The 22,475-nt window shown below is 69.5% G+C and carries 25 protein-coding genes and 1 pseudogene; 18 read left to right on the top strand and 8 right to left on the bottom strand.

Going from position 1 to position 22,475, the window contains the following annotated elements; translation table 11 throughout:
- Positions 1 to 20: 20 nt before the first annotated feature.
- Positions 21 to 623 carry a TetR/AcrR family transcriptional regulator gene (locus JL108_RS18215; RefSeq protein ID WP_205199544.1) on the bottom strand — a complete coding sequence of 201 codons (603 nt, stop codon included), beginning with the start codon at positions 621 to 623 and terminating at the stop codon, positions 21 to 23.
- A 72-nt stretch (positions 624 to 695) separates the two neighbouring features.
- Between JL108_RS18215 and JL108_RS18210 the strand changes: the two genes are divergently transcribed.
- Positions 696 to 1,223, top strand: a complete 528-nt coding sequence (locus tag JL108_RS18210; RefSeq protein WP_205199543.1) for a DUF1992 domain-containing protein — start codon at positions 696 to 698, stop codon at positions 1,221 to 1,223.
- A gap of 41 nt (positions 1,224 to 1,264) precedes the next feature.
- Here the strand turns inward: JL108_RS18210 and JL108_RS20645 are convergent.
- The 3 genes and pseudogenes from JL108_RS20645 to JL108_RS18195 form a co-directional block, all read right to left on the bottom strand.
- Positions 1,265 to 1,552, bottom strand: a pseudogene (locus JL108_RS20645) (winged helix-turn-helix domain-containing protein); the annotation flags it as partial.
- 186 nt (positions 1,553 to 1,738) lie between these two features.
- Positions 1,739 to 2,212, bottom strand: coding sequence for a DUF1772 domain-containing protein (locus JL108_RS18200; RefSeq protein WP_205199542.1), 474 nt, complete (start codon positions 2,210 to 2,212; stop codon positions 1,739 to 1,741).
- An 11-nt stretch (positions 2,213 to 2,223) separates the two neighbouring features.
- Entirely contained in the window at positions 2,224 to 3,090 is an 867-nt protein-coding gene (locus tag JL108_RS18195; protein WP_205199541.1) for an NAD(P)H-binding protein, read from the bottom strand.
- On the opposite strand from JL108_RS18195, the gene JL108_RS18190 reads away from it, so the two are divergent.
- Positions 3,032 to 4,240, top strand: a complete 1,209-nt coding sequence (locus JL108_RS18190; protein ID WP_307837317.1) for an AraC family transcriptional regulator — start codon at positions 3,032 to 3,034, stop codon at positions 4,238 to 4,240. The genes JL108_RS18195 and JL108_RS18190 overlap by 59 nt on opposite strands.
- On the opposite strand, the gene JL108_RS18185 is transcribed toward JL108_RS18190, so the two are convergent.
- The gene (locus tag JL108_RS18185) at positions 4,221 to 4,436 is read right to left on the bottom strand and encodes a hypothetical protein (RefSeq protein WP_205199539.1); all 216 of its coding nucleotides are present in this window, start codon (positions 4,434 to 4,436) and stop codon (positions 4,221 to 4,223) included. The genes JL108_RS18190 and JL108_RS18185 overlap by 20 nt on opposite strands.
- 282 nt (positions 4,437 to 4,718) lie before the next feature.
- Complete coding sequence (gene soxR / locus JL108_RS18180) at positions 4,719 to 5,186, bottom strand: redox-sensitive transcriptional activator SoxR (protein WP_205199538.1); 468 nt, start codon at positions 5,184 to 5,186, stop codon at positions 4,719 to 4,721.
- A 40-nt stretch (positions 5,187 to 5,226) separates the two neighbouring features.
- Between soxR and JL108_RS18175 the strand changes: the two genes are divergently transcribed.
- The 5 genes from JL108_RS18175 to JL108_RS18155 all read left to right on the top strand — a co-directional run bounded on the left by JL108_RS18175 (position 5,227) and on the right by JL108_RS18155 (position 10,036).
- Entirely contained in the window at positions 5,227 to 6,666 is a 1,440-nt protein-coding gene (locus JL108_RS18175) for an MFS transporter (protein ID WP_205199537.1), read from the top strand.
- Positions 6,667 to 6,773: 107 nt separating this feature from the next.
- A complete protein-coding gene (locus JL108_RS18170; RefSeq protein ID WP_205199536.1) occupies positions 6,774 to 7,451 on the top strand; it encodes a DUF998 domain-containing protein in 678 nt (225 codons plus the stop codon).
- Between the two features lie 255 nt (positions 7,452 to 7,706).
- Positions 7,707 to 8,075 (top strand): YciI family protein, encoded by a 369-nt coding sequence (locus tag JL108_RS18165; protein WP_205199535.1) that lies wholly within the window; start codon positions 7,707 to 7,709, stop codon positions 8,073 to 8,075.
- Positions 8,072 to 9,331 carry an RNA polymerase sigma factor gene (locus JL108_RS18160; protein ID WP_205199534.1) on the top strand — a complete coding sequence of 420 codons (1,260 nt, stop codon included), beginning with the start codon at positions 8,072 to 8,074 and terminating at the stop codon, positions 9,329 to 9,331. The genes JL108_RS18165 and JL108_RS18160 overlap by 4 nt, the downstream gene beginning before the upstream one ends.
- Positions 9,332 to 9,340: 9 nt before the next feature.
- Positions 9,341 to 10,036 (top strand): HEAT repeat domain-containing protein, encoded by a 696-nt coding sequence (locus tag JL108_RS18155; protein WP_205199533.1) that lies wholly within the window; start codon positions 9,341 to 9,343, stop codon positions 10,034 to 10,036.
- A 635-nt stretch (positions 10,037 to 10,671) separates the two neighbouring features.
- Here the strand turns inward: JL108_RS18155 and JL108_RS18150 are convergent.
- Positions 10,672 to 11,244: a hypothetical protein gene (locus JL108_RS18150; RefSeq protein WP_205199532.1), complete on the bottom strand. Its 573-nt coding sequence runs from the start codon at positions 11,242 to 11,244 to the stop codon at positions 10,672 to 10,674.
- A 119-nt stretch (positions 11,245 to 11,363) separates the two neighbouring features.
- On the opposite strand from JL108_RS18150, the gene JL108_RS18145 reads away from it, so the two are divergent.
- The 9 genes from JL108_RS18145 (at position 11,364) to JL108_RS18105 (ending at position 19,058) form a co-directional block, all read left to right on the top strand.
- Positions 11,364 to 11,972 (top strand): TetR/AcrR family transcriptional regulator, encoded by a 609-nt coding sequence (locus JL108_RS18145; protein WP_205199531.1) that lies wholly within the window; start codon positions 11,364 to 11,366, stop codon positions 11,970 to 11,972.
- A 184-nt stretch (positions 11,973 to 12,156) separates the two neighbouring features.
- Complete coding sequence (locus JL108_RS18140) at positions 12,157 to 13,122, top strand: ABC transporter ATP-binding protein (protein WP_205199530.1); 966 nt, start codon at positions 12,157 to 12,159, stop codon at positions 13,120 to 13,122.
- Complete coding sequence (locus JL108_RS18135) at positions 13,119 to 13,895, top strand: ABC transporter permease (RefSeq protein WP_205199529.1); 777 nt, start codon at positions 13,119 to 13,121, stop codon at positions 13,893 to 13,895. Before JL108_RS18140 ends, JL108_RS18135 begins: the two co-directional genes overlap by 4 nt.
- The gene (locus tag JL108_RS20060) at positions 13,892 to 14,983 is read left to right on the top strand and encodes a sensor histidine kinase (RefSeq protein WP_205199528.1); all 1,092 of its coding nucleotides are present in this window, start codon (positions 13,892 to 13,894) and stop codon (positions 14,981 to 14,983) included. The genes JL108_RS18135 and JL108_RS20060 overlap by 4 nt, the downstream gene beginning before the upstream one ends.
- Entirely contained in the window at positions 14,980 to 15,717 is a 738-nt protein-coding gene (locus tag JL108_RS18125) for a response regulator transcription factor (protein WP_205199527.1), read from the top strand. The genes JL108_RS20060 and JL108_RS18125 overlap by 4 nt, the downstream gene beginning before the upstream one ends.
- Positions 15,714 to 16,478, top strand: coding sequence for a nuclear transport factor 2 family protein (locus JL108_RS18120; protein ID WP_205199526.1), 765 nt, complete (start codon positions 15,714 to 15,716; stop codon positions 16,476 to 16,478). The genes JL108_RS18125 and JL108_RS18120 overlap by 4 nt, the downstream gene beginning before the upstream one ends.
- Before the next feature lie 44 nt (positions 16,479 to 16,522).
- On the top strand, positions 16,523 to 16,807 hold the full coding sequence (locus tag JL108_RS18115) for a putative quinol monooxygenase (protein WP_205199525.1): 285 nt from the start codon (positions 16,523 to 16,525) through the stop codon (positions 16,805 to 16,807).
- A gap of 54 nt (positions 16,808 to 16,861) precedes the next feature.
- A complete protein-coding gene (locus JL108_RS18110) occupies positions 16,862 to 18,379 on the top strand; it encodes an ATP-dependent DNA ligase (RefSeq protein ID WP_205199524.1) in 1,518 nt (505 codons plus the stop codon).
- A gap of 58 nt (positions 18,380 to 18,437) precedes the next feature.
- The gene (locus JL108_RS18105; RefSeq protein WP_205199523.1) at positions 18,438 to 19,058 is read left to right on the top strand and encodes a GyrI-like domain-containing protein; all 621 of its coding nucleotides are present in this window, start codon (positions 18,438 to 18,440) and stop codon (positions 19,056 to 19,058) included.
- Positions 19,059 to 19,062: 4 nt separating this feature from the next.
- On the opposite strand, the gene JL108_RS18100 is transcribed toward JL108_RS18105, so the two are convergent.
- On the bottom strand, positions 19,063 to 19,686 hold the full coding sequence (locus tag JL108_RS18100; protein ID WP_205199522.1) for a hypothetical protein: 624 nt from the start codon (positions 19,684 to 19,686) through the stop codon (positions 19,063 to 19,065).
- A gap of 273 nt (positions 19,687 to 19,959) precedes the next feature.
- Between JL108_RS18100 and JL108_RS18095 the strand changes: the two genes are divergently transcribed.
- Positions 19,960 to 20,865 (top strand): LysR family transcriptional regulator, encoded by a 906-nt coding sequence (locus JL108_RS18095; protein ID WP_205199521.1) that lies wholly within the window; start codon positions 19,960 to 19,962, stop codon positions 20,863 to 20,865.
- A gap of 315 nt (positions 20,866 to 21,180) precedes the next feature.
- Positions 21,181 to 22,452, top strand: a complete 1,272-nt coding sequence (locus JL108_RS18090) for an MFS transporter (RefSeq protein WP_205199520.1) — start codon at positions 21,181 to 21,183, stop codon at positions 22,450 to 22,452.
- The last annotated feature ends 23 nt before the right edge of the window (positions 22,453 to 22,475 follow it).

Raw genomic sequence — 22,475 nt, 5'->3', positions numbered from 1 at the left:
CAGAGCCGACCGGCCCGCCGTCAGGGGGCGGGGGAGAAGAGTCGATCGAGGTGCAGGTCGACGGCGGCGAGAGCGGCCTGGGGCGTGATGACCGAGAGTTCGAGCAACGGAGTGAACCCCGTCAGCGCGAGGATGAGGTCGGTCTCGACGGCCGGATCGCGGTCCGATGCGATGTGGCCGTCGGCGATCGCCTCACGGATGAGGCCTTCGACCATGGCGCGCCCGTCGCGCAATCCGGCGGACACCTGCGTGCGCAGCGCCTCGTCGTGCAGCGCCTCGAGGACGTACGCGGTGTTCATGCGGCTCGTAGCGCGTGCCCCAGGGCGCAGCGGGAGCATCTCGGTGATCGCCACCCGGAGGGCCTCTCTCGGGTGCGGCGGGTGGTCGAGTGCGTCCAGGCCTCGTGTGATCCGTTCGGCTGTCTGATCGGCGGCGAACTGCATCGCGAAGGTCAGCATCGCCGTTCGCGAGGTGAAGTAGTGCTGCAGCTGCCCCAGTGAGACCCCGGCCTCGCGAGCGACCTCGCGCATGGTCGCCCGTTCCCAGCCCTGCTGCTCGACGACCCGCCACAGTGCCTGCGCGATCGTCTCGCGTCGTTCATGATGGTCCACCTGCTTCGGCACCTCAGCACCTCCCTTCTTTTTCCATACGCGTGACATAATACATGTGACTGGAAAAACTGACGGGAGGCGACGATGGACGATCGGGAGCAGCCGGCGTTCTACGACCCGTGTGCGTTCGCGATCGACGACGAGGTGGCGATCGCGCTGCTCGCCGACCTGCAGATCCGCCGAGCGATCGCCCGTGGCGAGTTCGACGACCTGCCCGGCAGCGGCAAGCCGCTCGACCTCCCCGACCGCCACGACCCCGACTGGTGGTTGAGGAGCCTGATGGAACGGGAGCGCATCGTGCTGCTGCCGCCGTCCATCCAGCTGCGCAAAGACGATGCCGCGCTCGACGACCGTCTCGACGAGATGCCGGACGAGGCCGCGGTGCGCCGCGAGGTCGATGAGTTCAACCAGCGGGTGATCCGGGCCCGCTACGAACTACCGGTGGGGCCGCCGCTGATCACCATGCCGCGTGACATCGACGCCGCGGTGGCAGCCTGGGCCGATCGGCGGGCGAAGCGGGCCGAGGAGGCCCGCCCGGAGGCCCAGGAGGAGCCACCTCTCCGTGAAGGCCGTCCTCGGCGGCTCTTCCACCGGCTCGCCCGGAAACGGTGACGAGGTCCTCCCTGGCGGTCGGGACCAGTCGTGCGGAGTTGAGCGATGTACAGGCGGAGGTAACCGGTGTCGGTGATGTGCTCGCTGCCCCAGAGCTCCGTGAACATGGTGTGGCGGGTGATGCGCTGGCCGGGATTGCGCAGGAGGAGTTCGAGCACCTGCCATTCGGTGGGGCTCGACCTTCCAGTCCTTCGCCGAGCGGGCGATAGAGGAGGCCGAGGATCAGCGCCAACGTCAGCAGGCCGGCGATGCCCAGCGCCCCGCTGACGATCTGGAAGACGATCACAGCTTCTCCACCGCCTTGACGACGAGGTGACGAGGTCGAGCACGGGAGACTCCGTTCTGGGAACCGTCGGTGGTCCGGCACGGCACCTCGCATCGCGGTGCTACTCCCGATCACCTCACGCCGGAGGGACGGAGCGAAGACCTCCTTACGGAATACACACGGCGTTGGCGCGGGCGCTAACGGACCTCATGCGGGCCCGGTCACGGGTCGCGTGCCCGACCACCGTCCGCTATCTGACGCTCGCGCCGGCGAGGAGGGCCAGCGCTCCGAGGCTGGTGAGGGTTCTGGCGAGATTCCAGCGGTTCCACGCCGTCTCGAAGGCCGTGCGCGTCGTCTCGTACTGTGCGGTGGTCGTGGTCAGCGCGGCGTCCAGGGCCTGATTCAGCGGGACGTTCAACGCTGCGGTGATGACGAAGGTCGCTACCGCGCAGGCGGCGCCCGCCACGAGCCACCAGAACGACGGGCGATGGCTCAGGCCCGCCGTGGCTGCCGCCGCGACCGCCATCAGCGGAGCCAGGAGGAAGACCGCCAGGAACCATCCGTTCACGATCACGGTGTTGATCGAGCGGAACGCCTCGACGAAGGAGCGATCGTCCAGGCGGCCGAGGGCCGGGCTGACCGCACAGGAGAAGGCGAAGAACAGGCCCGCGAGCAATCCATTCGCGACGAGAGCCACCACGAGCATCGTGTCGAGCGCTGCCATCACAGCGGCCTTCACGCGGACGGCGCGAGCAACCGCGCGATCGTGGTCTCGATGCCCGTCGTGACCTGGACCTGCCGATCGCCTCTGGGTGCGAGCAGGCCCTCCTCATCGGCTCGATACAACTCCGCCAGGCTCTCGGCGATGTGCGGGCGGAACCCCTCGCGCACCAATGCTCCGGCCCAGGCCTCCGCCGGCATGGTGGCGACGCGCAGTTCCCGCCCCAGTGCGTCGCCGAGCGCCGAGGCGACATCGCGTTCGGTGTAGACGGGCCCGATGACGTCCACCGCCTCGCTGCCTGCCGGCGGCACGAGCAATGACTCGGTTGCGACGCCGCCGAGGTCCCGGGTGGCGATCATCGGATGCGGCACATCGGCGGAGGCCGCGAACACGGGATAGACCCCGGCGTCGCGAGCAGCGCCGAGCACATCGGCGACCTTCTCCTGGAAGTGCCCCGAGCGCAAGGCGGTCACGATGGTCCCGGTGGCCAGCAGCGCCAGCTCCAACCGGTGCAGCCCGGCGATGGGGCCGGTGCCCTCCGCCAGGTCGGCGCCTCCGGACGAGAGCATGACCACATGCGGCACGCGCCGGTCGGCGACCGCGCCCGCTATCGACGCGATCAGGGCATCGGCGTGGGTGTCGAGGTCGTCGGCGGTGAGGTCGAACGGCAGCAGCACGAAGAACCCAGAGCAGCCGCCGAGCGCATCGCCCAGCGCCACTCGGTCCCCGAGCTGGACCACCCGTGCCTCAGCGCCTCGCGCCTCCCACGCCTCCGCGTCGGCCCCACGGCGAACCAGCACGCGCACCTCGACCCCGGCGGTGATGAGATTCCTCGCGGTAGCCGACCCGACGCGGCCTGTTGCTCCTGCTACGACGTACATGGTGGTTCCTCCCGTGTTGTCGGTATTGACGGTGATATCGACGCTAGGTCTCCTTGGTCGGCAGAACCATGTCCATCGGTGCGAGATTCTTGCTCATTCGTCCGATCGGCCCGGATCGTCGCTGTGGCACGATGACGGGATGGAGAGGCAACGGACGGAGGGAAGCGATCGGCTGGCGCGTGTGCTGCACACCCTCCGGATGAGTGGGACGTTCTACTGCCACGCCGAGCTGAGCGAGCCGTGGGCGCTGGAGATGCCGGCCGTCGACGACTCGGTGAGCTTCCACGTCGTGACGGCGGGCGCGTGCTGGCTCCGCTTGCCCGATGCCGAACCCATCGAGCTGCGCGCGGGAGACCTCGCCCTGGTGCCCCACGGGCGGGGTCACGACCTGCTCAGCGATGCCGGCGCGTCACGAGGCCCCCGCGTCGATCTGCTTCCGCAGGAGTACCTCAGCGCGCACTACTCCATGCTTCGGCACGGCGGTTCGGGTCGTGCGGCACAGCTGATCTGCGGCATCGTCTCGTTCGACGATCCGGCCGCGCGCGAGCTGATGCGCACGCTGCCCGCCGTCTTGTCCATCGGCGGGGACACCGTCTCCGCGGCCTCCTCCGTCCGGGACACCCTGCGGCTCATGGCCGGCGAGCTCGCCCACCCGCACCTCGGGGGAGAGGCCGTGGCGACGCGTCTGGCCGACATTCTCGTCGTGCAAGCGATCCGCTCGTGGATCACCGGCGACGCCCAGGGGGCGACCGGCTGGCTCCGCGCTCTGCAAGACGAGCGGATCGGACGCACGCTCGAGGCGATTCACGCGGACCCCGGGGCCGAGTGGAGCCTCGATCGTCTCGCCCAGGTCGCCGCGATGTCACGGTCCTCGTTCAGCGCGAGATTCACCGAGCTCGTCGGCGACCCTCCGATCGCCTATCTCACCCGCTGGCGGATGAACATCGCCGCGTCGAGGCTGCGCGAACACGATGTCACCGCGGCCAAGCTCGCCACGGAACTGGGTTATCAGTCCGAGGCGGCGTTCAACCGCGCCTTTACCCGCATCATCGGCCGGACCCCCGGCTCCGTCCGGTCCCGACGAGGACAGCCCTCCGCGCCGGCGACCGGATCGGCGCCGCGGGTCGGTGTCAGCGACGCGTCATCGTAGAGGCGTAGCCGCCCTCACCCGGATAGACCCACGCTCCGTCGAGCATGCGGCCGTCGTCGCTGAGGCTGCCGCGGAAATAGGCCGGGCCGCCCTTGGCGCCTGCCCAGATCGTCAGGAGGTCGCCGTCGAGCTCGTAGACGTAATCGAGTGTGTTGCCCATCGAGTCGTAGAACCGTGAGACCACGTCGGCGCCCACGGGCTCCCCGAAGGGGTGGAGCTGGCCGATGACCTCGACGCCGGTGATGCTCTGACCCAGGTCGCCATCACCGAGCTCTTCGCCTTCGGCTGGTGCACCGTGACGGCGATCCGGCTGCTGCGCCTCGCCATCGCCCCACCACTCGATAGCCTGCGATCGTCGTCGGACAAGGAGAACACCACGGAGCCTGACCCGGTTTCTCGGACACCTGAGTTGAGGCGATGATCGTCTCGGATAGGAGTCCGAATATGCCGCCAAAGCTGGAGACTGACGCCGTCAGCTTCAGTCCGTGGGGATCTCCGGCAGCAGTCGCGGACCTGCCCCATCGGCCCCGAGCTCGTCATCGGGATTGAGCACCCGGCAGCTCCGCAAGGAGACGCATCCGCAGCCGATGCACTCGACGAGCTCGTTCTCCATCCGCTCGATCTCCTGACGCCGGGCCTCCAGGCGTCCGCGCCAGCGTTCGCTGATGCGGCGCCAGTCGGTCTTGCCGGGCATCCGGTCCGGTGGGAGGTCGGCGAAGACATCCGCGACCTCCGACAGCGATATCCCCATCCGTTTCGCCACCTGAATCACCGAGACTCGGCGGATCACATGTCGCGCATAACGGCGCTGCCCGCCGGACGTGCGCGTGGCGGCGATCAGCCCCTCGCGCTCGTAGAAGTGCAGCGCAGAGACCGAGACGCCAGTGCGTCTCGACACGTCGCCGACGCTGAGCAGATCTGTGGGAGACGGAGCGGAATCATTCATGCTTGACCTCAACCTTTGTTGAGATTTTACGGTAATCGACATGACCTCTCAGAACAAGCCGACACGAGCTCCCTCAGCGCACATCGAGAACCCCGGAGGCTGGCGCGAGCTGTTCAGCGGCGAGCACCGGACGGCCGCACTCGTCCTGGCCGGCGGCGTGGCGCTCTATGCCATGAACACCTTCGTCACCGCGGCACTGCTGCCCACGACCGTCGCCGATATCGGGGGAGGGCGGTACTTCGCGTGGGTCACGACCTCGTTCATGGTGGCGTCCGTGTTGACCTCGATGCTCGTCGCCCGCACCCTCGCCTCCCACGGCGCCGCGCGCGCCTATCTGCTCGCCTTCCTGCTGTTCGCGGCAGGTTCGCTGGGCGCTGCCGTGTCACCGACGATGGAGGCGCTGCTCGGCGCTCGAATCCTCCAAGGGCTGGGCGGCGGCCTGCTCGCAGGCCTCGGATACGCCGTGATCCGCGAGGCGCTCCCCGAGCATCTGTGGACCCGCGCGACCGGACTCGTCTCCGCGATGTGGGGTCTGGGCACCCTGGTCGGTCCCGCCATGGGCGGCCTGTTCGCTCAGCTGCAGTTCTGGCGAGGTGCTTTCTGGGTGCTCGCCCTCGCCTCGGGCGTGCTCGGTGTCATGGCGCTGCGGGGCCTGCCTCACCACAGCGCCGAGTCCGAGGAGTACGGAGGTATACCCGCGACATCGCTTGGGATGCTCGTCCTCGCCGCGACGGCCTTCAGCGTGGCGGCGATCGTGCCCATCGGCTGGCCGGCGATCGCCGCGATCTCCCTCGGGATCGCCTTCCTCGTCGCCTTCGTCGTGGTGGAGCGGCGCGCCTCGTCGCCCGTCCTGCCGCACATCACCTACCAGCGCGGCAACCCGCTGAAGTGGGTCTACGTGACACTGGGCATCCTCAGCGCGGCTGCGATGGCGGAGATCTTCCTTCCCAAGTTCGGTCAGGAACTGGCCGGCATGAGCCCCCTGCTCGCGGGCATCTTCGGCGCAACGGTGTCGATCGGGTGGAGCACGGTGCAGTTGTTCAGCGCCAGCGTCGACGACGAGCGCATCGGCCGCCTCCTCATGCGGCTGGGCCCCGTGCTCGTCGCGGTGGGCCTCGCCCTCTTCACGGCCTCCCAGTTCTCCGATGTCTCCTGGATCGCCTGGGTCTGGACGGCCGGGCTGCTCCTCGCCGGCGCAGGCGTGGGTCTGGCATTCCCACATTTGAGCGTGGCCGCGATGCGCAGCAGCACCGACCCCGTCGAGGCGTCCAAAGCCGCGGCGGGGGTGGGGACGGCCGAACTCATCGCCAACGCGATCTCATCGACCTTCGTGGGCATCCTCGTCGCCTGGGGAGGCGCGGGCCTCGCCGGCTCGGCGACGATGGGCGCCGGACTCTCCGTCCTCGGCGTCATCGGGATCGTGACCGTCGCCCTCGCCGTGCGCGCGCAACCCAGGCGGCACCGCCTGCCCCTCGCGTAGAGCACCCGCGAGGGCCGGTGAGAAAAATGTGCGGGAGCGATGTCAAGAATTCGTCCGCGGCTACGAGGTAGCTCTGAACCGTCACCTCGATGACATAGGAGGACACCGTGACCACGGACCAGACCGTATCGGCCGCCCGGCCCCGAGCAGGACATCCGCACCCCGTCACGAGAGCACTGCTGATAGGCGGGGCGGTCGCGGGCCCGCTGTTCTACCTCTCCGCCCTCGTGCAGATGGCCGTCCGTGACGGCTTCGACCTCCGCGTCCACCCCCTCAGCCAGCTCGCCACCGGAGAATGGGGCCGGATTCAGATGCTGACCTTCGTGCTCGTCGGGCTCGGGCTGATCGGGCTCTCCGCCGGACATCGCAGGGTCATCAGTACGGGGATCGGCCGGGGCGCACTCCCGCTGTTCATCGCGATCGGAGGCACGGGATTCATCGCCGCAGGTCTCTTTCCGCAGGATCCGTCCCACGGGTTCCCTCTCGGCACCCCTGACGGCCCCGCGGCGGTGACCACCTGGCACGCCTCTGTGCATATCATCGCAGCGATCATCGGATTCAGTGCCCTCGCGATCGCCGCCGCACTCGCCCTCGTGCGAGCGATCAGACAGCACCGGCCGTTGGCAGCCGCAGGGAATGCGGTCGTGGCCCTCGTCCTGCTGGTCCCCGTCGATCCGGACATCGCCAGCATCCAGGTGGCAGTCACCGGGCTCTTCGCCTTCGGCTGGTGTACTGCCACGGCGGTCCGGCTGCTGCGCCTCGCCACCGCCATCCCCACTCGATAACCTGCGATCGTCGCACTAGGCCGTGTTGCGAAAGTCCGCGTGGCGCCCCGGACGACTCCGCATCCCGTCTGACGGCGTTCTTGGCCTTCGCGAGACGATCCCCCTACGCGCGAAGCGCGTGGGAGGTACCCCCACCTGGTATGGCTTCGGTCCCCGGTGGGGATACCACCCGCTTGCGGGGGATTGTCAGCCGGGGGCGGATGCCGCCCGGCCTACTCACGCGGATTTCCGCAGCACGACCTAAGGAGAATCACCATGAAGTTCCTCGTCCTGGGTTACACCCCCAGCGAAAGCTGGGACGCGGCGACCGCCGACGCCCCGACGGAGGAGGCCCTCGAGGCATTCGCCGCCTACCAGCAGTTCGAAGCCGAGCTCCGCGCCACCGGCGAGTTCGTGAGCACCGAGGGACTGGGCCATCCGGCCACGACCATCACGGTGCAGAAGGAGGACGGGAGGATCGTCGTCACCGACGGCCCCTTCGCGGAGCTGAAGGAGGTCTTGGCCTCTTTCGCCGTCATCGACGTCTCGGGCGTGGAGCGGGCCAAGGACATCGTTGCCCGGATGGTCGATCTCATGGGCGAGCCCATGGAGATCCGTCCCATCATGGGTGACGACTTCGCGTGACGACGAGCTCGCTGATCGAGGACCTGCTGCGCCAGGAGGCGCCGCAGGTCCTCGGTGCGATCGTGCGGCGGTTCGGCCACTTCGATATCGCCGAGGAGGCCACTCAGGAGGCGCTGATCGCCGCCAGCCAGCAATGGCGGGACGACGCGATCCCCGATGACCCGAGATCGTGGCTCATCCGCGTCGCCTATCGGCGCATGGTGGACGCGCTGCGGGCTGAGTCATCCGACCGCCGGCGCGAAGAGCAGTACGTCGTCGCGGCGTCACCCGAACCCGCGCGGCTCTCCGGTCACGACGACAGCCTGAACCTCCTGCTCCTCTGCTGCCACGAATCGCTCTCATTCGGATCGAAGATCGCTCTCACGCTGCGTGCGGTCGGAGGACTCACCACCGCCGAGATCGCCCGCGCCTACGGTGTCACCGAACAGACGATGGCCGTGCGGATCAGCCGCGCCAAACGACACATCCGCGCGAGCGGGACACGTTTCGAGATGGCGGCGGAGGACGACGTCGAGCATCGGGTCTCGGCGGTCATGCGGGTGCTGTACCTCATCTTCAACGAGGGCTACACGGCGACAGCCGGTGACCGGCTCAGTCGCACCGACCTCACCGCTGAGGCGATCCGGCTCGCCCGGCTGCTGCGCGACCTTGCCCCAGAGCGCGCCGAGCCCACAGCGCTGCTCGCCCTCATGCTCCTCACCGACTCGCGCCGTGCGGCGCGGACCACGGCGGACGGCGAGCTGATCCCCCTCGCGGAGCAGGACCGCAGCCGTTGGGATCACGCGATGATCGCCGAAGGGACCGAACTCGCCCGTGCGGCCTGGGCCTCAGATGGCACCGGCCCCTATCGGCTGCAAGCCGCCATCGCAGCGCTCCATGCGTCCGCGCGCACGGCGGAGGAGACCGACTGGGAGCAGATCGCCGCCCTCTACGTGCCCCTCGAACAGCTCGAGCCCACCGGTCCGGTGATGCTCTCGCGCGTCGTGGCCGTGGCGCACGCCTTCGGCGCGGGGCACGCCCTCGACCTGCTCCATCGCCTCGACAGCGAACACGGCCTGCTTCAGCGCCCGCTCACCCGGCATCGGGCTCATGCGATCCGCGCCCATCTCCAGGACGCGGTGGGCAGGGGAGCGGAGGCGCGCGCCGACTTCCTGGCTGCCGCCGACATGACCCAGAACGAGACCGAGATCCGCTATCTGTCGGGGCAGGCGGGTCGAGCTCTGTTCTCGGGCTCAGACCCGGACTCGCAGGCGTAATCTGATCTCATGTCCGATGTGGCGCGGTGGCGTGCGGACCTGATGCGGCTGGACCGGTCGTCCTGGCCGGAGTTCCTCGACGCGCACTCGGGTCTGCCGGGCCCCCGCGCGAATCTTGCGCTGGCCGCCGCGGTGGCGGATCTCGCCGATGCCGAGCTGACCGACGCTCTCCTCGGCAGCGACGATGAGTACCGCGTCCTGTGCGGCGCGGTCGCGCTCGGGGCGCTCGCGGCCCAGCCGGGGGTGGCGGCACGGCTGCGGGAGCTGGCTGCCGACCACCGGTGGCGCGTGCGCGAGGGGGTCGCGATGGGGCTCCAGCGCCTCGGGGACACCGATGTCGCCGCGCTGGAATCGCTGGTACTGGACTGGGCCGATGATCCCGAGCCCTTGGTCCAACGGGCCGCCGCCGCGGCGATCTGCGAACCTCGGTTGCTCGGCACGGCCGCGGCCGCCGCGACGGCCATCGAGGTCTGCCGCCGCGCGACGGCGAGTCTGGCCGCCAGGCCGCCGTCCATGCGTCGACAATCCGAGCTGCGCACGCTCCGCCAGGGTCTCGGCTATTGCTGGAGCGTCGCCATCGCCGCCGATCCGGGCCCGGGGCTGGCCGCCTTCCGGGAGCTCGACGAGCGCGATCGCGATGTCGCGTGGATCGTGACCCAGAACCGGCGCAAGGCTCGGTTGGCACGCCTCGTCGAGGACACGTGATGCCCGACGAGCGGTCCCCTTCGGCCGCGCCGACGGAACACTCCGGGGTCGGCCAGGCGATGGTCGTGCTGTGGTGGATCCCCGTCGGGGCCGGGGGACACGTGGTGCGCCGTACGAGCCGCTGGTGGGAGCTGGCGCATGCCACGATCGAGCACCGAGCGCCTCGGCGGCTGTTCCACGCCGCGCTGGAGGTGGCGGCGGACGGCGCACGGTATGTGATCGAGGTGACCCCGGCATGGGGTGTTCCGCCGGGACCGGATCGCGGGGTCGTCCGGGTCGGGCCCGTGGGGATCGGGGTCCTGGGACGTTGGCGTCTGTTCCGTTACGAGATCCGATGCTGGCGCGATGGCATCATCCCCGACCTGAGGTGGGCCGTGGGCGGCCCGGTCATGCTGACCGACGACGCGCTGATCGCTCGCCAGCTCGTCGAACGGGTCCAGGAGGTGCCGGCGCCGGTGTGGGGGCGCGCGGTCGGGACCACAGGAGACATGTGGAACTCGAACTCGGTGGTCTCCTGGCTCATCGCCACCGCAGGGCTCGACGCATCGGGCCTCCGCCCGCCCGATGGCGGGTGGGCCCCCGGCTGGGAGGCCGGACTGGTCACTGCCGAGGATCGAACGACCGGCGCGGTGGGGTCACCCGGCCAGGGCGACGTAGGCGACGACGACGGCGACGATCACATCGAGCACGGCGCAGAACTCGGCGAGCGACCGGTTCACGACCCGTCCCGTCCTGCGGTGGTGCACGTCCCAGCCCGCGTGCCCGAGGAGGGCCGCCGCGACGACCAGCCCGCCGGCGACGGCATCGAGCCGGGTGGCGACGAGGGCAGCCGTCGCGAGCACGAGCATCGCCGCGGTCTGCAGCGGTAACGACCACAGTGGTCGTCGTCGGCGACCGGCGATGCCGACGAGGACGAGGACGGCCGCGAAGGCGAGCAGCCACGGTGTCGCATCGAGCCCGACGGCGGTGTCGAGTCCGATGAGAACGAAGGTGACGCCGAACGCTGCCCAGCCCGCCCAGCGGCGTCCGGTGGCGGCGGCCGCCAGGTAGACGACCCCGGACGCTGCGACGACGGCGGCCAACTCCCGCCCGTCGGTCACTCCGTACGTCGTGCCCGCGGCCACCACCACCCCGAGGGCGGCCGGCCAGGCCGCGCGCCAGTGCGTGCCGGGGCGGACAGGCCTCGTGCGGGTCGTCGAGCTCTCCATCGTCGCCTCTTTTCTTGAACAGCCATGTTCGAGTTACTCCGACTGTACGTCCTGGACCGGGCGGAGGGAAGGGGCCGCGAGACGTCAAGGGGCACGGGCAGCGGGTAATCTGAACACCGATGTCCACGCTCGGAGAAGGTCGCGCCACCGGATCGGATGACGCTCGCGCTCGTCCGAAGCGCGCCGACGCGCTGCGCAATATCGAAGCGATCATTGAGGCGGCGACGCGGCTTTTGGCGGTCGACCCCGATGTCAGTGTGAACGAGATCGCCCGCGAGGCCGGGGTGGGGCGGATCACGCTCTACGGGCACTTCGACTCTCGCGCCACGCTGCTGCGCGAGGTGACGGACCGAGCGATCGCCCAGACCGAGGAGGCCTTGGCGCAGGTCGATGTCGAAGGGGACCCCCGGCAGGTGCTCGGCCGTCTCGTGGAAGAGACCTGGCACCTGGCGCACCGCTTCGGTGCCCTGGTGGTCGCCGCCTCGCAGGCGCTGTCGCCCGAGCAGGTGCGGCGAGCGCATGATGAGCCCGCCGCCCGTGTCCGTGCGCTGCTGGAGCGCGGACGGTCGATCGGTGAGTTCCGCGATGATGTGCCGGTCGAGTGGCAGATCAGCGTGATCCAGGCGATCCTGCACGGCGCGTCCGCCGCGGTGCACCGCGGGGAGATCGACGTCGCCGACGCGCCGGTGCTGGTGCGCGACACCGTGCTGGCGGCGCTCGCCGCCTGAGCGGCGCCCGTCCCTTCCTCGACGCTCTTGTCGTACACGCATGTTCGGCTTAAATTAGCCGTACAACGCTGTTCGATATGGCCGCGAGGTGGTGACCGTGACGACATCTCTGCTCCCCGATGGAGCCGGATCTCTGTCCACGGGTAGATGTGCGACTCGGCCCGTGACCGCTTCGCTGGGGACCATGGATGTTCTGCAGGGCACCGAGCCCGATGACAGTGCCGTCGTGAGCGTGCGGGGACTCTCCAAGTCCTACGGCGGGACCCTCGTGGTCGATGCCCTCGACCTCGACGTCTTCCCCGGCGAGATCGTCGGCATCATCGGCGCCAACGGTGCCGGCAAGACCACCGCGGTCGAGTGTCTTCAGGGCCTGCGTCGCCCGGATGCCGGCCGCCTGCGCGTCCTCGGGCTCGACCCTTCGCGTGACGGGCAACGGCTCCGGACGCGGATCGGCAGCCAGCTGCAGGACTCCGGGCTGCCGGACAGGATGCGCGTGCGCGAGGCTGTGGACCTGTTCGCCGGCCCCGGCGCCGCCGACCCGGACGCGCTGATGGAGAAGTTCGGGATCGCACACCGGGCGAGAACCGCGTTCGCTGGGCTCAGCGGGGGAGAGCGCCAACGCCTCTTCCTGGTGCTCGCGCTGCTGAACCGACCCCGACTCGTGATCCTCGACGAGCTCACCCAGGGCCTCGATCCCGCGGCCCGGCGCGGTGTGTGGGCCGCCGTCGACCAGCTCCGCGCCGCCGGCGTCACCGTCCTGCTGGTCACCCATGAGCTGTCCGAGGCAGAGGTCCTGTGCGACCGCGTCATCGCGATGCGTGCCGGACGCGTCCTCGACCGCGGAACCCCGGCCGAGCTCATCGGGCGTCATGCCGGACAGGCCGTCATCCGGTTCAGCCTGCCCGAGACCGATGACGCGAGCCTCGCCCTCGCCGTGCGTGAGCTAGCAGCCTTGCTCGACGTCCAGTCGGTCGACCAGCACGGGAACACGATCACGGTGAGGGGCACTCGGAGCTCGATCGCCCACGTCGGCGCATGGCTGACCTCGCGCTCCAGACCGATCCCATCGGATCTCGACGTCGATCTGCCCGATCTGGAGGAAGCGCTGCTCACGCTCCTCGAACGCGATGAGGACGAGGTGGTCTCATGACCACGGCCGACCTCGACATCCCCGCCACCGACCGGCGATCGCGATCGGTGACCCGGCGGCTGCTCACCCAGGAGCTCCGGCTCGTCGCCCGCGATCCCTTCACCCTCGCGTTCACGCTGGCCTTCCCGATCGTGGCGATGCTGATCGTCGGCGGCGCCTTCGGCAGCGAGACGGCCCACGGATTCCCGCTGAACCCGTCGCACTGGTACATCGCCTCCTATTTCACCGTGATGATCGGTGCCACCGGCCTGGTCCTGCTGCCGGTGCACATCGCCTCGTACCGGGAACGAGGCGTCCTGCGGCGCTTCGTGGCCGCCGGCTTTCCTCGCTGGTCCTTCGCGCTCGCCGAGCTGTGCCTCGGACTCATCGCCATCACCATCGCCGGTATCGCGTTGCTCCTCGTCGCCGCCCCGGTCTACGGGATTCCACCCGTCCAGGACCCGCTCCGGGTGGCGGCGGGCATGGTCGTCGGCTCCCTGGCCTTCGTCGGCATCGGCGTGTTCCTCGGCACGCTGCTTCCCTCCGCGCGTGCGGCACAGGCCGTCGGACTGCTGCTGTACTTCCCATCGTTGCTGCTGGGAGTCGGCGGCCCGCCACCCTTCGTGATGCCGCCCGGGCTCCGATCGATCGCCGAGCATCTTCCCCTCGCCCTCGTCAATCAGTCGATCCGCGACCCCTGGCTCAGATTGGGGAACGGCACCTCCGCACTGCTGATCGTCACCGTCATCGCGGTGATCGCGATCGTCCTCGCCAGCTGGCGGAGCCGGCTGTGAACGGGCCCCGGCCGATCAGCCACGCACGCAGCATCGCCCCGGCGGTGCTGGCGGTGCTCACGGCGATCGGCGCGAGCCGGACGGAGACCCCTCCTGGCGTGACCGTGTGGCTCGCGGTGATCGTCCTCGGCGCCTCCGGCGTGACCGCCTGGCGCGTGGCCGCCGCGGGGCCGACGATCATCGGACTCACCGTCGTGGCGGCCGGCGTCACCGTCGCCTGTTACGGCGACCCGCGGAATCTCGGATGGTTCGGCCTGTGCGTCGTCGCCGGATGGGTCGCACTCGAGATGCCGCGACCGATCGCGGTACTCGCCGGCATGGGGGTGGCCGCCGTCTTCGTCGTCCAGCTGGTCACCGTGAGCGCGGAGCCCGGGTGGGTCACCTGGATCGCCGGGATCGCGTTCACGACCGGGGCGTGCATCTTCGCCCGACGCCAGCGGATCCTCGTCGAGCGACTGCACCGGGCACAGGCGGAACTGACCCAGCGTGCGCGAGACGACGAGCGGCACCGGATCGCCCGGGAGATGCACGATCTCGTCGGCCACCGGCTGACCGTCGCGGTGCTGCACGTCGGCAGCGCCCGGCTGGCCCTCGACGACGACCTCGGGTCCGCGCGGTCGTCCTTGGCGGCAGCCGAACAGGCGGCCCGCGACGGTCTCGACGATGTGCGCGCCGCCCTCGGGCTCCTACGCGGCGCCGGTTCGCCCACCGGCTTCCCGGCCCCGGCGTCCGCGGACGTCGGCGATCTCGTCGAGTCCTATCGGAACGCGGGGGCCCGGATCGAGCTCGACCAGCGCGGTGACCTCGACGCGCTCTCACCGAATCGGAGCCTCGCCGCCTTCCGCATCGTCCAAGAGTCACTCACCAATGCCGTCCGTCATGGCGACGGCCGTCCGATCGAGGTGCGGATCCATGTCGTGGCGGGCCGGGTCCGGATCGTCGTCCGCAACACCACCCGGGCACGTCCCACCCGCCGGTCCGGTACCGGCATCGTCGCGATGGGCGAGCGTGCGGGAGCCCTCGGCGGGCACCTCGCTGCCGGGCCCGGACCGGACGGCTGGCTGGTGGAGGCGGTGATCCCGGCGTGACCGATCACCTCGTGCGTGTCCTCGTCGTCGACGATCAGGAGCTCGTCCGCGCCGGGCTGCGCGGCATCCTGCGCGAACGCTATGGATTCACGGTCGTCGGCGAGCTCGGTACCGGCGCCGGGCTGCTCGACGCCGTCATCCGCACGCGCCCGGACATCGTGGTGATGGATGTGCGGATGCCCGAGGTCGACGGTGTCGCCGCGACACAGGCGCTCACCGCCGCGGCTGAGGCGCCACCGGTGCTCATCCTCACGACCTTCGACGATGACGCGGTCCTCGCCGGCTCACTCCGGGCGGGAGCGGCGGGCTTCCTGCTCAAGGATGCTCCGGCCGAGGACCTTCAGCGTGCCGTCCGTGCTGTGGTCGCGGGCGGAAGCTGGCTCGACCCCGCCGTGACCGGCCGCGTGCTCAGCGGCTACCGGGAGCGAGCGCTGACGACCGGGTCGAGTCCCCGGGTGGAGCTCCTCACGCCGCGCGAGAAGGACGTCCTCGACCTCATCGGCGCCGGTTTCACCAATGCCGAGATCGCGGCCGAGCTCTTCCTCGGCGAGGGCACGGTGAAGACCCACGTCGGCCACATCTTCGCCAAGCTCCACCTCCGTGACCGTTCCGCCGCGGTCGTCTTCGCCTTCGATCACGGACTCGTCAGGCCCGGTGAGCGACGGCCGTCGGCCGCTGCGGACGGACGCGCCGGGGCGCGGGGGCCGCAACGCCATCTCCAGGAGATCCCATGAGAACCCGTACCACCGCCGATATCGTCGCCCGTTTCCATCGAGCCTTCGCCGACCACGACGCCGGCCTGCTCGCCGGCCTCATCGGGGAGGAGTGCGTCATGGAGGCCATCTCACCGGTGCCGGACGGCGCCCGCACCGAGGGGCGCGACGCCTGCCTGGCCTTCTGGCGGGCGCTGGCGGAGGACCGCACGACGCAGTTCGAGGCCGAGGAGGTCGACGTGTCCGGCGAACGGGCCACGATCCGCTGGCGCTACCGGTTCGGCACCAGTCCATCGGAGTCGGTGCGCGGCGTGACGCTGATGCGCGTCGTCGGGGGCGTCATCGTCGAGGCTCTCGGCTATAGCAAGACCGGGGAGGTGCCCCTCGCCGCGGAGACCGAGGGCGGCAGGAGCGAGGACCACGCGGCCGGTACCCGCACCGTGCGCGAGGTGCTCGACCGATACAACGAGGCCTTCGAGGAGCGCGACCCCGGCCTGCTGACCGATCTCATCGCGGACGACTGCGTGATCGAGGACTCCGGGCCGGCGCCGGACGGAGCGCGGCATGTGGGCGGGGCAGCCTGCCGCGCTCGATGGACGGGCCTCATCGAGGATCCCTCGTTGACGTTCGCCCCGGACTCGCCGGAGATCTTCGGCGATCTGGCGATCCAGCCGTGGACCTTGCGCTGGGGGAGCGCCGAGGACGAGCGGCTCCGTGGAGTCAACCTGCTCCGCATCCGTGAGGGGAAGATCGTCGAGGCCCGCGGCTACGTCAAGTCCTGACCGAGGGGCCCTTCCGGACACCGACCACCGACCTGAGGAGAGAGATGATCATCATCGCCGGCCATGAGATCGTGGCGGCCGATCGCCGCGACACCTTCGTCGACGCCTTCCGCGGCATGGTCGCGCGGGCTCGCGATGCCGATGGATGCCTGCACGCCTCCATCACCGCCGACTCCGTGGACCCCGAGCGAGTCGACGTGCTCGAGATCTGGCGCGACGAGAAGGCGCTGAAGGCCTGGCGCAAGCGGGCGAGAGGACCACGGGTCGAGCAGCCGGAGCACGTCGAGATCCGCCGCTACGAGGCCACGGAGGGCGGCCCGCTCTTCTGAGCCGGCCCGCCGGCAGACCGGCGGAATGTCGGTGCTCGGTGGGAGGATGCGGGCATGATGCTCTCGGAGCTGGTCGCCGCGACCCAGGAGGTGACCGCCACCTCCTCACGGCTCGCGAAGGTCGACGCCCTCGCGCGCGTGCTGGAGCGAGCGGAGGCCGAGGAGATCGAGCCGGCCGTCGGGATGCTGATCGCGGCGCCCAGGCAGGGGCGCATCGGCGTGGGATGGCGGGGCATCGCGGCTCTCTCGGTGCGGCACACCGATGCCCCACGATTGACGATCGCCGATGTCGATGCGGTGGTGGACGCACTCGCCGCGGTCGCCGGGAAGGGCTCGGTCGCGGCGCGGGGCGAGCTTCTCGAGGATCTCGCGTCCCGTGCCACCCCCGAGGAGTGGGACTTCCTCGTGCGGGTGATGCTCGGCGAACTACGGACCGGCGCCCTCGACGGCGTGCTCCTCGATGCGGTCGCCCGGGCCTCGGAACGCCCGAAGGACGCGGTCCGGCGGGCGGCGATGCTCTCCGGTGATCTCGGCGAGACGGCGCGGATCGCGCTCACCGGCACCGCCGAGGATCTCGACGCGATCGGTCTGGTGGTCGGACGCCCCGTGCTGCCGATGCTCGCGTCCACCGCCGCCACACCCGCGGACGCACTCGGCATCACCGGCGAGGCATCGGCCGAGTACAAGCTCGACGGCGCCCGTATCCAGGTGCATCGCCGAGGCGACGAGGTCGGCATCTTCACCCGCAACCTCGCCGACATCACGCACCGTGTGCCCGAGATCGTCGAGATCGTCCGCGGCCTCCCCGCCCGCGAGCTCATCCTCGACGGCGAGACCCTGTCGCTGAGCGAGGACGGCAGCCCCCGCCCGTTCCAGGAGACGATGGCGCGCTTCGGTGCCGAGGTCGCGCGCGATGTGGCGTTGCGACCGTGGTTCTTCGACCTGCTCCACATCGACGGCCGCGACCTCATCGACGAGCCGCTGCGCACCCGGCTGGCCCAGCTCGACCGTGTCGCGGGGCAGTGGCGTATGCCCGGCGTCGTCACCGCAGATGCGGATGAGGTCGAGCGACTGTCGAAGGATGCCCTCGCAGCCGGCCACGAGGGCATCGTCGTCAAAGCCATCGACTCCGCCTATGTCGCGGGCCGGCGCGGCAAGGCCTGGGTCAAGGCCAAGCCGGTGCACACCTATGACCTCGTCGTGCTGGCCGCGGAATGGGGATCGGGACGCCGTCGCGGATGGCTGTCGAATCTGCACCTCGGGGCCCACGATCCGACGGGGGAGTTCGGCGATCCAGGGGGCTTCGTCATGGTCGGCAAGACCTTCAAGGGGCTCACGGACGACCTCCTGCGCTGGCAGACCGAGCATTTCGCGGAGTTGGAGACCCGCAGCACCCAGTCCACGGTGTTCCTGCGCCCGGAGACCGTCGTGGAGATCGCGATCGACGGGGTGCAGCGTTCGCCGCGCTATCCGGGAGGCATCGCCCTGCGCTTCGCCCGGGTGAAGCGCTACCGCCCCGACAAGCGTGCCGAGGACGCCGACACCATCCAGACGCTCCGCGGGCTGGGATGATCGATCCCATGATCGCTGATCCGGGTCGATCTGTCGGTCAGTGCGCGGGGGACCCGACATGACCGACGCGATCGACCTCAAGAAGATGCTTCCCGGCTATCGGGCGCCACGGGGGCGCTTCGAGATCATCGATCTCCCCGAGATGCGCTACCTCATGGTCGACGGCCACGGCGACCCGAACACCTCGCCGGCCTATGCCGACGCCCTCGCGGCCCTCTACCCGGTCGCCTACACCCTCAAGTTCACCAGCAGACAAGAGCTGGGGCGGGACTATGTGGTGCCCCCACTGGAAGGGCTGTGGTGGGCGGAGGACATGGAGGTCTTCACCACCGCGCGGGACAAGTCTCAGTGGAGCTGGACGATGATGTTGATGGTGCCCGACTGGCTGGACGAGGACGATGTCGAGTCGGCGCTCGACCGTGTGCGCGCCACGAAGGCCCCCTCCCGCCTGGCGGACCTCCGCGTCGCATCGCTGGCTGAAGGACGCTGCGTACAGACCCTCCATGTCGGCCCCTTCGAGGACGAAGGACCGGTGCTCGCGCGGATGCACCACGAGTTCATCCCCGATCAGGGGCTCCGCCTCGCCGGTACACACCATGAGATCTATCTCGGCGATCCCCGCAGGGCCGCGCCCGAACGGCTCCGCACCATCCTGCGCCAGCCCGTCACGGCCGCTTGATGCCTTAGCGCGGTCCGTATCGCTCGTAGGCGGTGTGGAACAGCCGCACCGTCTCGTCCTCGCTCAGCCCGTCGATGCCGGGCAGCAGCAGATAGGGCACGTCGGCACGCAGATAGGGTCTGGGGCCGACGAGCAGCGCCTGCGCCGTGACGTGCGCGTTGATCCGCGCGTGGCCCTGCGGGGTGAGCGGCATGACCGCGCACCGTCCGTTCACATCGTTCTTGGTCACGATCCTGCGGTACTCGGGCGGAAAGAGATCGCTCCAGAGGAGCGGGCCGATGCCCCGCAACCAGACCCCTGCGGGGTCGAGGACGACCGGAGCCGTCTCCGCCTCCCTTCGGAAGCCGTGGGCGCTGCTCACCAGCGCGAGGACGCCGGCGATGATCAGACCGGCGAACACGAGAAAGCCACCGACGGGGAGCAGGATGGCCCAGACCCCGACCTCGCGCAGCACCAAGCCGATGACGATTCCCACGACACCCGCGACCGCGATGAGCACGGCTACCAGGAGAGTGGCACGACGGCGACCGACCCACCGCCGGAACGGCTCGGAAGGGCGACCGTCCGCCGCGACGGTGCCGTGGAGGTCGAGCTGACGCAGCAGATCGGGTAGCTGCTGAGTGGCCATGCGGACAGGCTACTGCGCCCTGCGTCTCGCGACGCTCGTCGGCGCACGCTGCTCACAGTCCCTCCACGTCGGCCACGTCGACGACCGAATACCGGTGCTCGCGCGGGTGCACCACGGGTTCATCCCGAGACAGGGGTCCCACCTCGCCGGGACGCGCCGAACGGCTCCGCACCGTCGCGTGGCAGCCGGTGAGAAGAGGTGCGTTCCGGCGGCGCGCCTACGATGCTGCTAGCGTGCTGCGCAATCGAGGGGATCTGGGAGGTAGGTTCGCTCATGCTCTCGGCCGATGATCTGGGGATCTTCCTCGAAGTCGCGCGCCGCGGTCGGCTGACCGAGGCCGCCAAGCATCTCGGGATCAATCACACCACGGTCGGTCGCCACATCTCGCGCCTGGAGCGGATGGTCGAACAGCGATTGTTCGCCCGCGAGCCGTCCGGCTGGGTGCTGACCGAGCCCGGGACACGCCTTCTCGCCCATGCCGAGGCCGTCGAGGCCGCGGTCCTCGCCGCGCGCGAGGACTGCCTCGAAGGCGGTTCGATGCTCTCCGGCTCGGTGCGCGTCATCGCGCCTGACGGTTTCGGCTCGTTCCTGCTGCTGCCCGGACTCGCCTCGATGGTCGACGAGTTCCCCGAACTGACCGTCGAAGTGGTCACGGCCAACCGCCACGCGTCGCTGACGTCCCGAGAATTCGACCTCGCGGTCACGATCGAGCGGCCCGAGGCGCGTGCGGTGTCGGTGCGCCGGCTCGGCGACTATCAACTGCGGCTGTACGGCGCGCCGGAGTATCTACGCCGGGTGCCGCGGGTGAGCGTGCTCGAGGAGCTCACCGTGCACCACGACTTCATCTGGTATGTGGACGAGGCTCTCGGCGCCGCGACCTTCCGCACCCTCTACCAACTCGTGCCGGAGGCTCGCCCCCGCATCCAGACCAATAGCATCGCCGGGCAGATCGAGGCGGCACGCCAGGGCCTCGGGCTGGCCTTCCTGCCCAGCTACCTGGCCGACCGTGTCGAGGGGATCGAACGTCTCACCGATGTCGATGCCTTCGTGCCTCACAGCTACTGGCTGCTGACACCCAATAATCTGGACCGGCTGGCCCGGGTGAACGCCGTCGGCCGCTGGATCACTCGACTGGTCGCCTCCACTGAAGGTCTCGAGCTGAACCTTTCGGCTTCCTGACCAGCGGCCTTTCTCGCTGGTATCGCAGGGCGTGTGCACTTCTGCACAGCGCTGTGACGAGTTGGTCGTTGCCCTGAACGGTGGCGCATTGCTTATCTGGTCATGCCGCAGGGTGTGACGCAGGACACCCTCGCAGAAGACCCAGCGGCGTGAGATCTCACGGTTCTGATCGGACCGCCTCCGTCATGTCCAGTCGACACCGGCACTGCCGGGTGTCCGCTTCTGTCGAAGCGCCATCGAACGGTGAAACCAATGACACAATCCGCTACGCCTCCACCGAGGAACTCCGTCAAGAAAGTGGCCCTCGGAAGCTTCGTGGGCACCACCATCGAGTGGTACGACTTCTTTCTCTACGGCACCGCCGCGGCACTGGTCTTCAGTCCGCTGTTCTTCCCCGATGTCTCACCCGCGGTCGGCCTCATCGCCTCCTTCGCCACCTATGCCGTCGGCTTCCTGGCCCGCCCGCTCGGCGCCCTCGTCGGCGGCCACGTCGGGGACCGTGTCGGCCGCAAGGCGATGCTCGTCGCCTCGTTGCTCATCATGGGCGTCAGCACCACCCTGATCGGCGTGTTGCCGACCTACGGGCAGGTCGGCATCTGGGCCCCGATCATGCTGCTGGTCCTGCGCCTGGCGCAGGGCTTCGGCGTCGGCGGCGAATGGGGTGGCGCGGCCCTCATGTCGGTCGAATCGGCCCCCGCCGACAAGCGCGGCTTCTACGGCAGCTTCACCCAGATCGGCGTGTCCGGTGGCATGCTCCTCGCGACCGGGATCTTCATGCTCACCCGTATGTCGATGTCCCACGAGGCCTTCCTCAGCTGGGGCTGGCGACTGCCCTTCCTGCTCAGCGGCGTGCTGGTCCTCGTCGGGTTCATCATCCGCGCCAAACTGCACGAACCCGAGTCCTTCCAGCAGATGAAGGATGACAACACCCTCGCCGCCAACCCTCTGGCCGATGTCGTCAAGAACGAGCAGCGGGCGGTCTGGCTGACGGCCGGCATGCGGATGTCGCAGAATGCGATCTACTACCTGCTCACGACCTTCGGGATCGCCTATATCGCCCGTTCGGTCGGCGACGAGTCCAATATCGGCCTGAACTCCGTGCTGATCGCCTCGGCCATCGGGCTGGTCTCCGTTCCGATCTGGGCGGCACTCTCGGACCGGGTCGGACGCCGCCCCCTCTATCTCTTCGGCACCGTGACCTCGGCACTCTTCGTGGGCCCCTTCTTCCTCCTGGCCGATACGGGAAACCCGGTACTCATCACGCTTGCCATGGTCATCGGGCTGAACGTCTTCCACGACGCGATGTACGGACCGCAGGCGGCCTTCTTCTCCGAGATGTTCTCCACCGGCGTCCGCTACAGCGGCGCATCGATGGGCTACCAGTTCGGTGCCGTCCTGTCGGGCGGGTTCGCCCCGCTCATCGCCACCTCCTTGCTCGCGGCCAACAACGGACGGCCGTGGTTCGTCGTCATCTACTTCCTGTTCCTCAGCCTCATCACCGGGGTCTGCGCGTATCTCGCACCGGAGACGAACCGCCACGACATCGACGAGGTCTCGACGTCTCGCGGCCACGCGGCTCGTGTCTGACCCCGCCTTGACCACCCGCATCA

The organism is Aeromicrobium sp. YIM 150415, from assembly GCF_016918125.1.
GTDB classification, from domain to species: domain Bacteria; phylum Actinomycetota; class Actinomycetes; order Propionibacteriales; family Nocardioidaceae; genus Aeromicrobium; species Aeromicrobium piscarium.
Note: the sequence above shows the minus strand (reverse complement) of the source record. Positions and strands in the feature narration are given on the sequence as shown.

Coding starts and splice junctions, on each gene's coding strand:
- soxR (WP_205199538.1), bottom strand. CDS start 5,186: ATGAATGATTCCGCTCCGTCTCCCACAGATCTGCTCAGCGTCGGCGAC.
- JL108_RS18165 (WP_205199535.1), top strand. CDS start 7,707: ATGAAGTTCCTCGTCCTGGGTTACACCCCCAGCGAAAGCTGGGACGCG.
- JL108_RS18140 (WP_205199530.1), top strand. CDS start 12,157: ATGGATGTTCTGCAGGGCACCGAGCCCGATGACAGTGCCGTCGTGAGC.
- JL108_RS18135 (WP_205199529.1), top strand. CDS start 13,119: ATGACCACGGCCGACCTCGACATCCCCGCCACCGACCGGCGATCGCGA.
- JL108_RS18115 (WP_205199525.1), top strand. CDS start 16,523: ATGATCATCATCGCCGGCCATGAGATCGTGGCGGCCGATCGCCGCGAC.
- JL108_RS18195 (WP_205199541.1), bottom strand. CDS start 3,090: ATGTACGTCGTAGCAGGAGCAACAGGCCGCGTCGGGTCGGCTACCGCG.
- JL108_RS18120 (WP_205199526.1), top strand. CDS start 15,714: ATGAGAACCCGTACCACCGCCGATATCGTCGCCCGTTTCCATCGAGCC.
- JL108_RS18210 (WP_205199543.1), top strand. CDS start 696: ATGGACGATCGGGAGCAGCCGGCGTTCTACGACCCGTGTGCGTTCGCG.
- JL108_RS18100 (WP_205199522.1), bottom strand. CDS start 19,686: ATGGCCACTCAGCAGCTACCCGATCTGCTGCGTCAGCTCGACCTCCAC.
- JL108_RS18095 (WP_205199521.1), top strand. CDS start 19,960: ATGCTCTCGGCCGATGATCTGGGGATCTTCCTCGAAGTCGCGCGCCGC.
- JL108_RS18150 (WP_205199532.1), bottom strand. CDS start 11,244: ATGGAGAGCTCGACGACCCGCACGAGGCCTGTCCGCCCCGGCACGCAC.
- JL108_RS18155 (WP_205199533.1), top strand. CDS start 9,341: ATGTCCGATGTGGCGCGGTGGCGTGCGGACCTGATGCGGCTGGACCGG.
- JL108_RS18110 (WP_205199524.1), top strand. CDS start 16,862: ATGATGCTCTCGGAGCTGGTCGCCGCGACCCAGGAGGTGACCGCCACC.
- JL108_RS18200 (WP_205199542.1), bottom strand. CDS start 2,212: ATGGCAGCGCTCGACACGATGCTCGTGGTGGCTCTCGTCGCGAATGGA.
- JL108_RS18175 (WP_205199537.1), top strand. CDS start 5,227: ATGACCTCTCAGAACAAGCCGACACGAGCTCCCTCAGCGCACATCGAG.
- JL108_RS18145 (WP_205199531.1), top strand. CDS start 11,364: ATGTCCACGCTCGGAGAAGGTCGCGCCACCGGATCGGATGACGCTCGC.
- JL108_RS18105 (WP_205199523.1), top strand. CDS start 18,438: ATGACCGACGCGATCGACCTCAAGAAGATGCTTCCCGGCTATCGGGCG.
- JL108_RS18190 (WP_307837317.1), top strand. CDS start 3,032: ATGAGATTCCTCGCGGTAGCCGACCCGACGCGGCCTGTTGCTCCTGCT.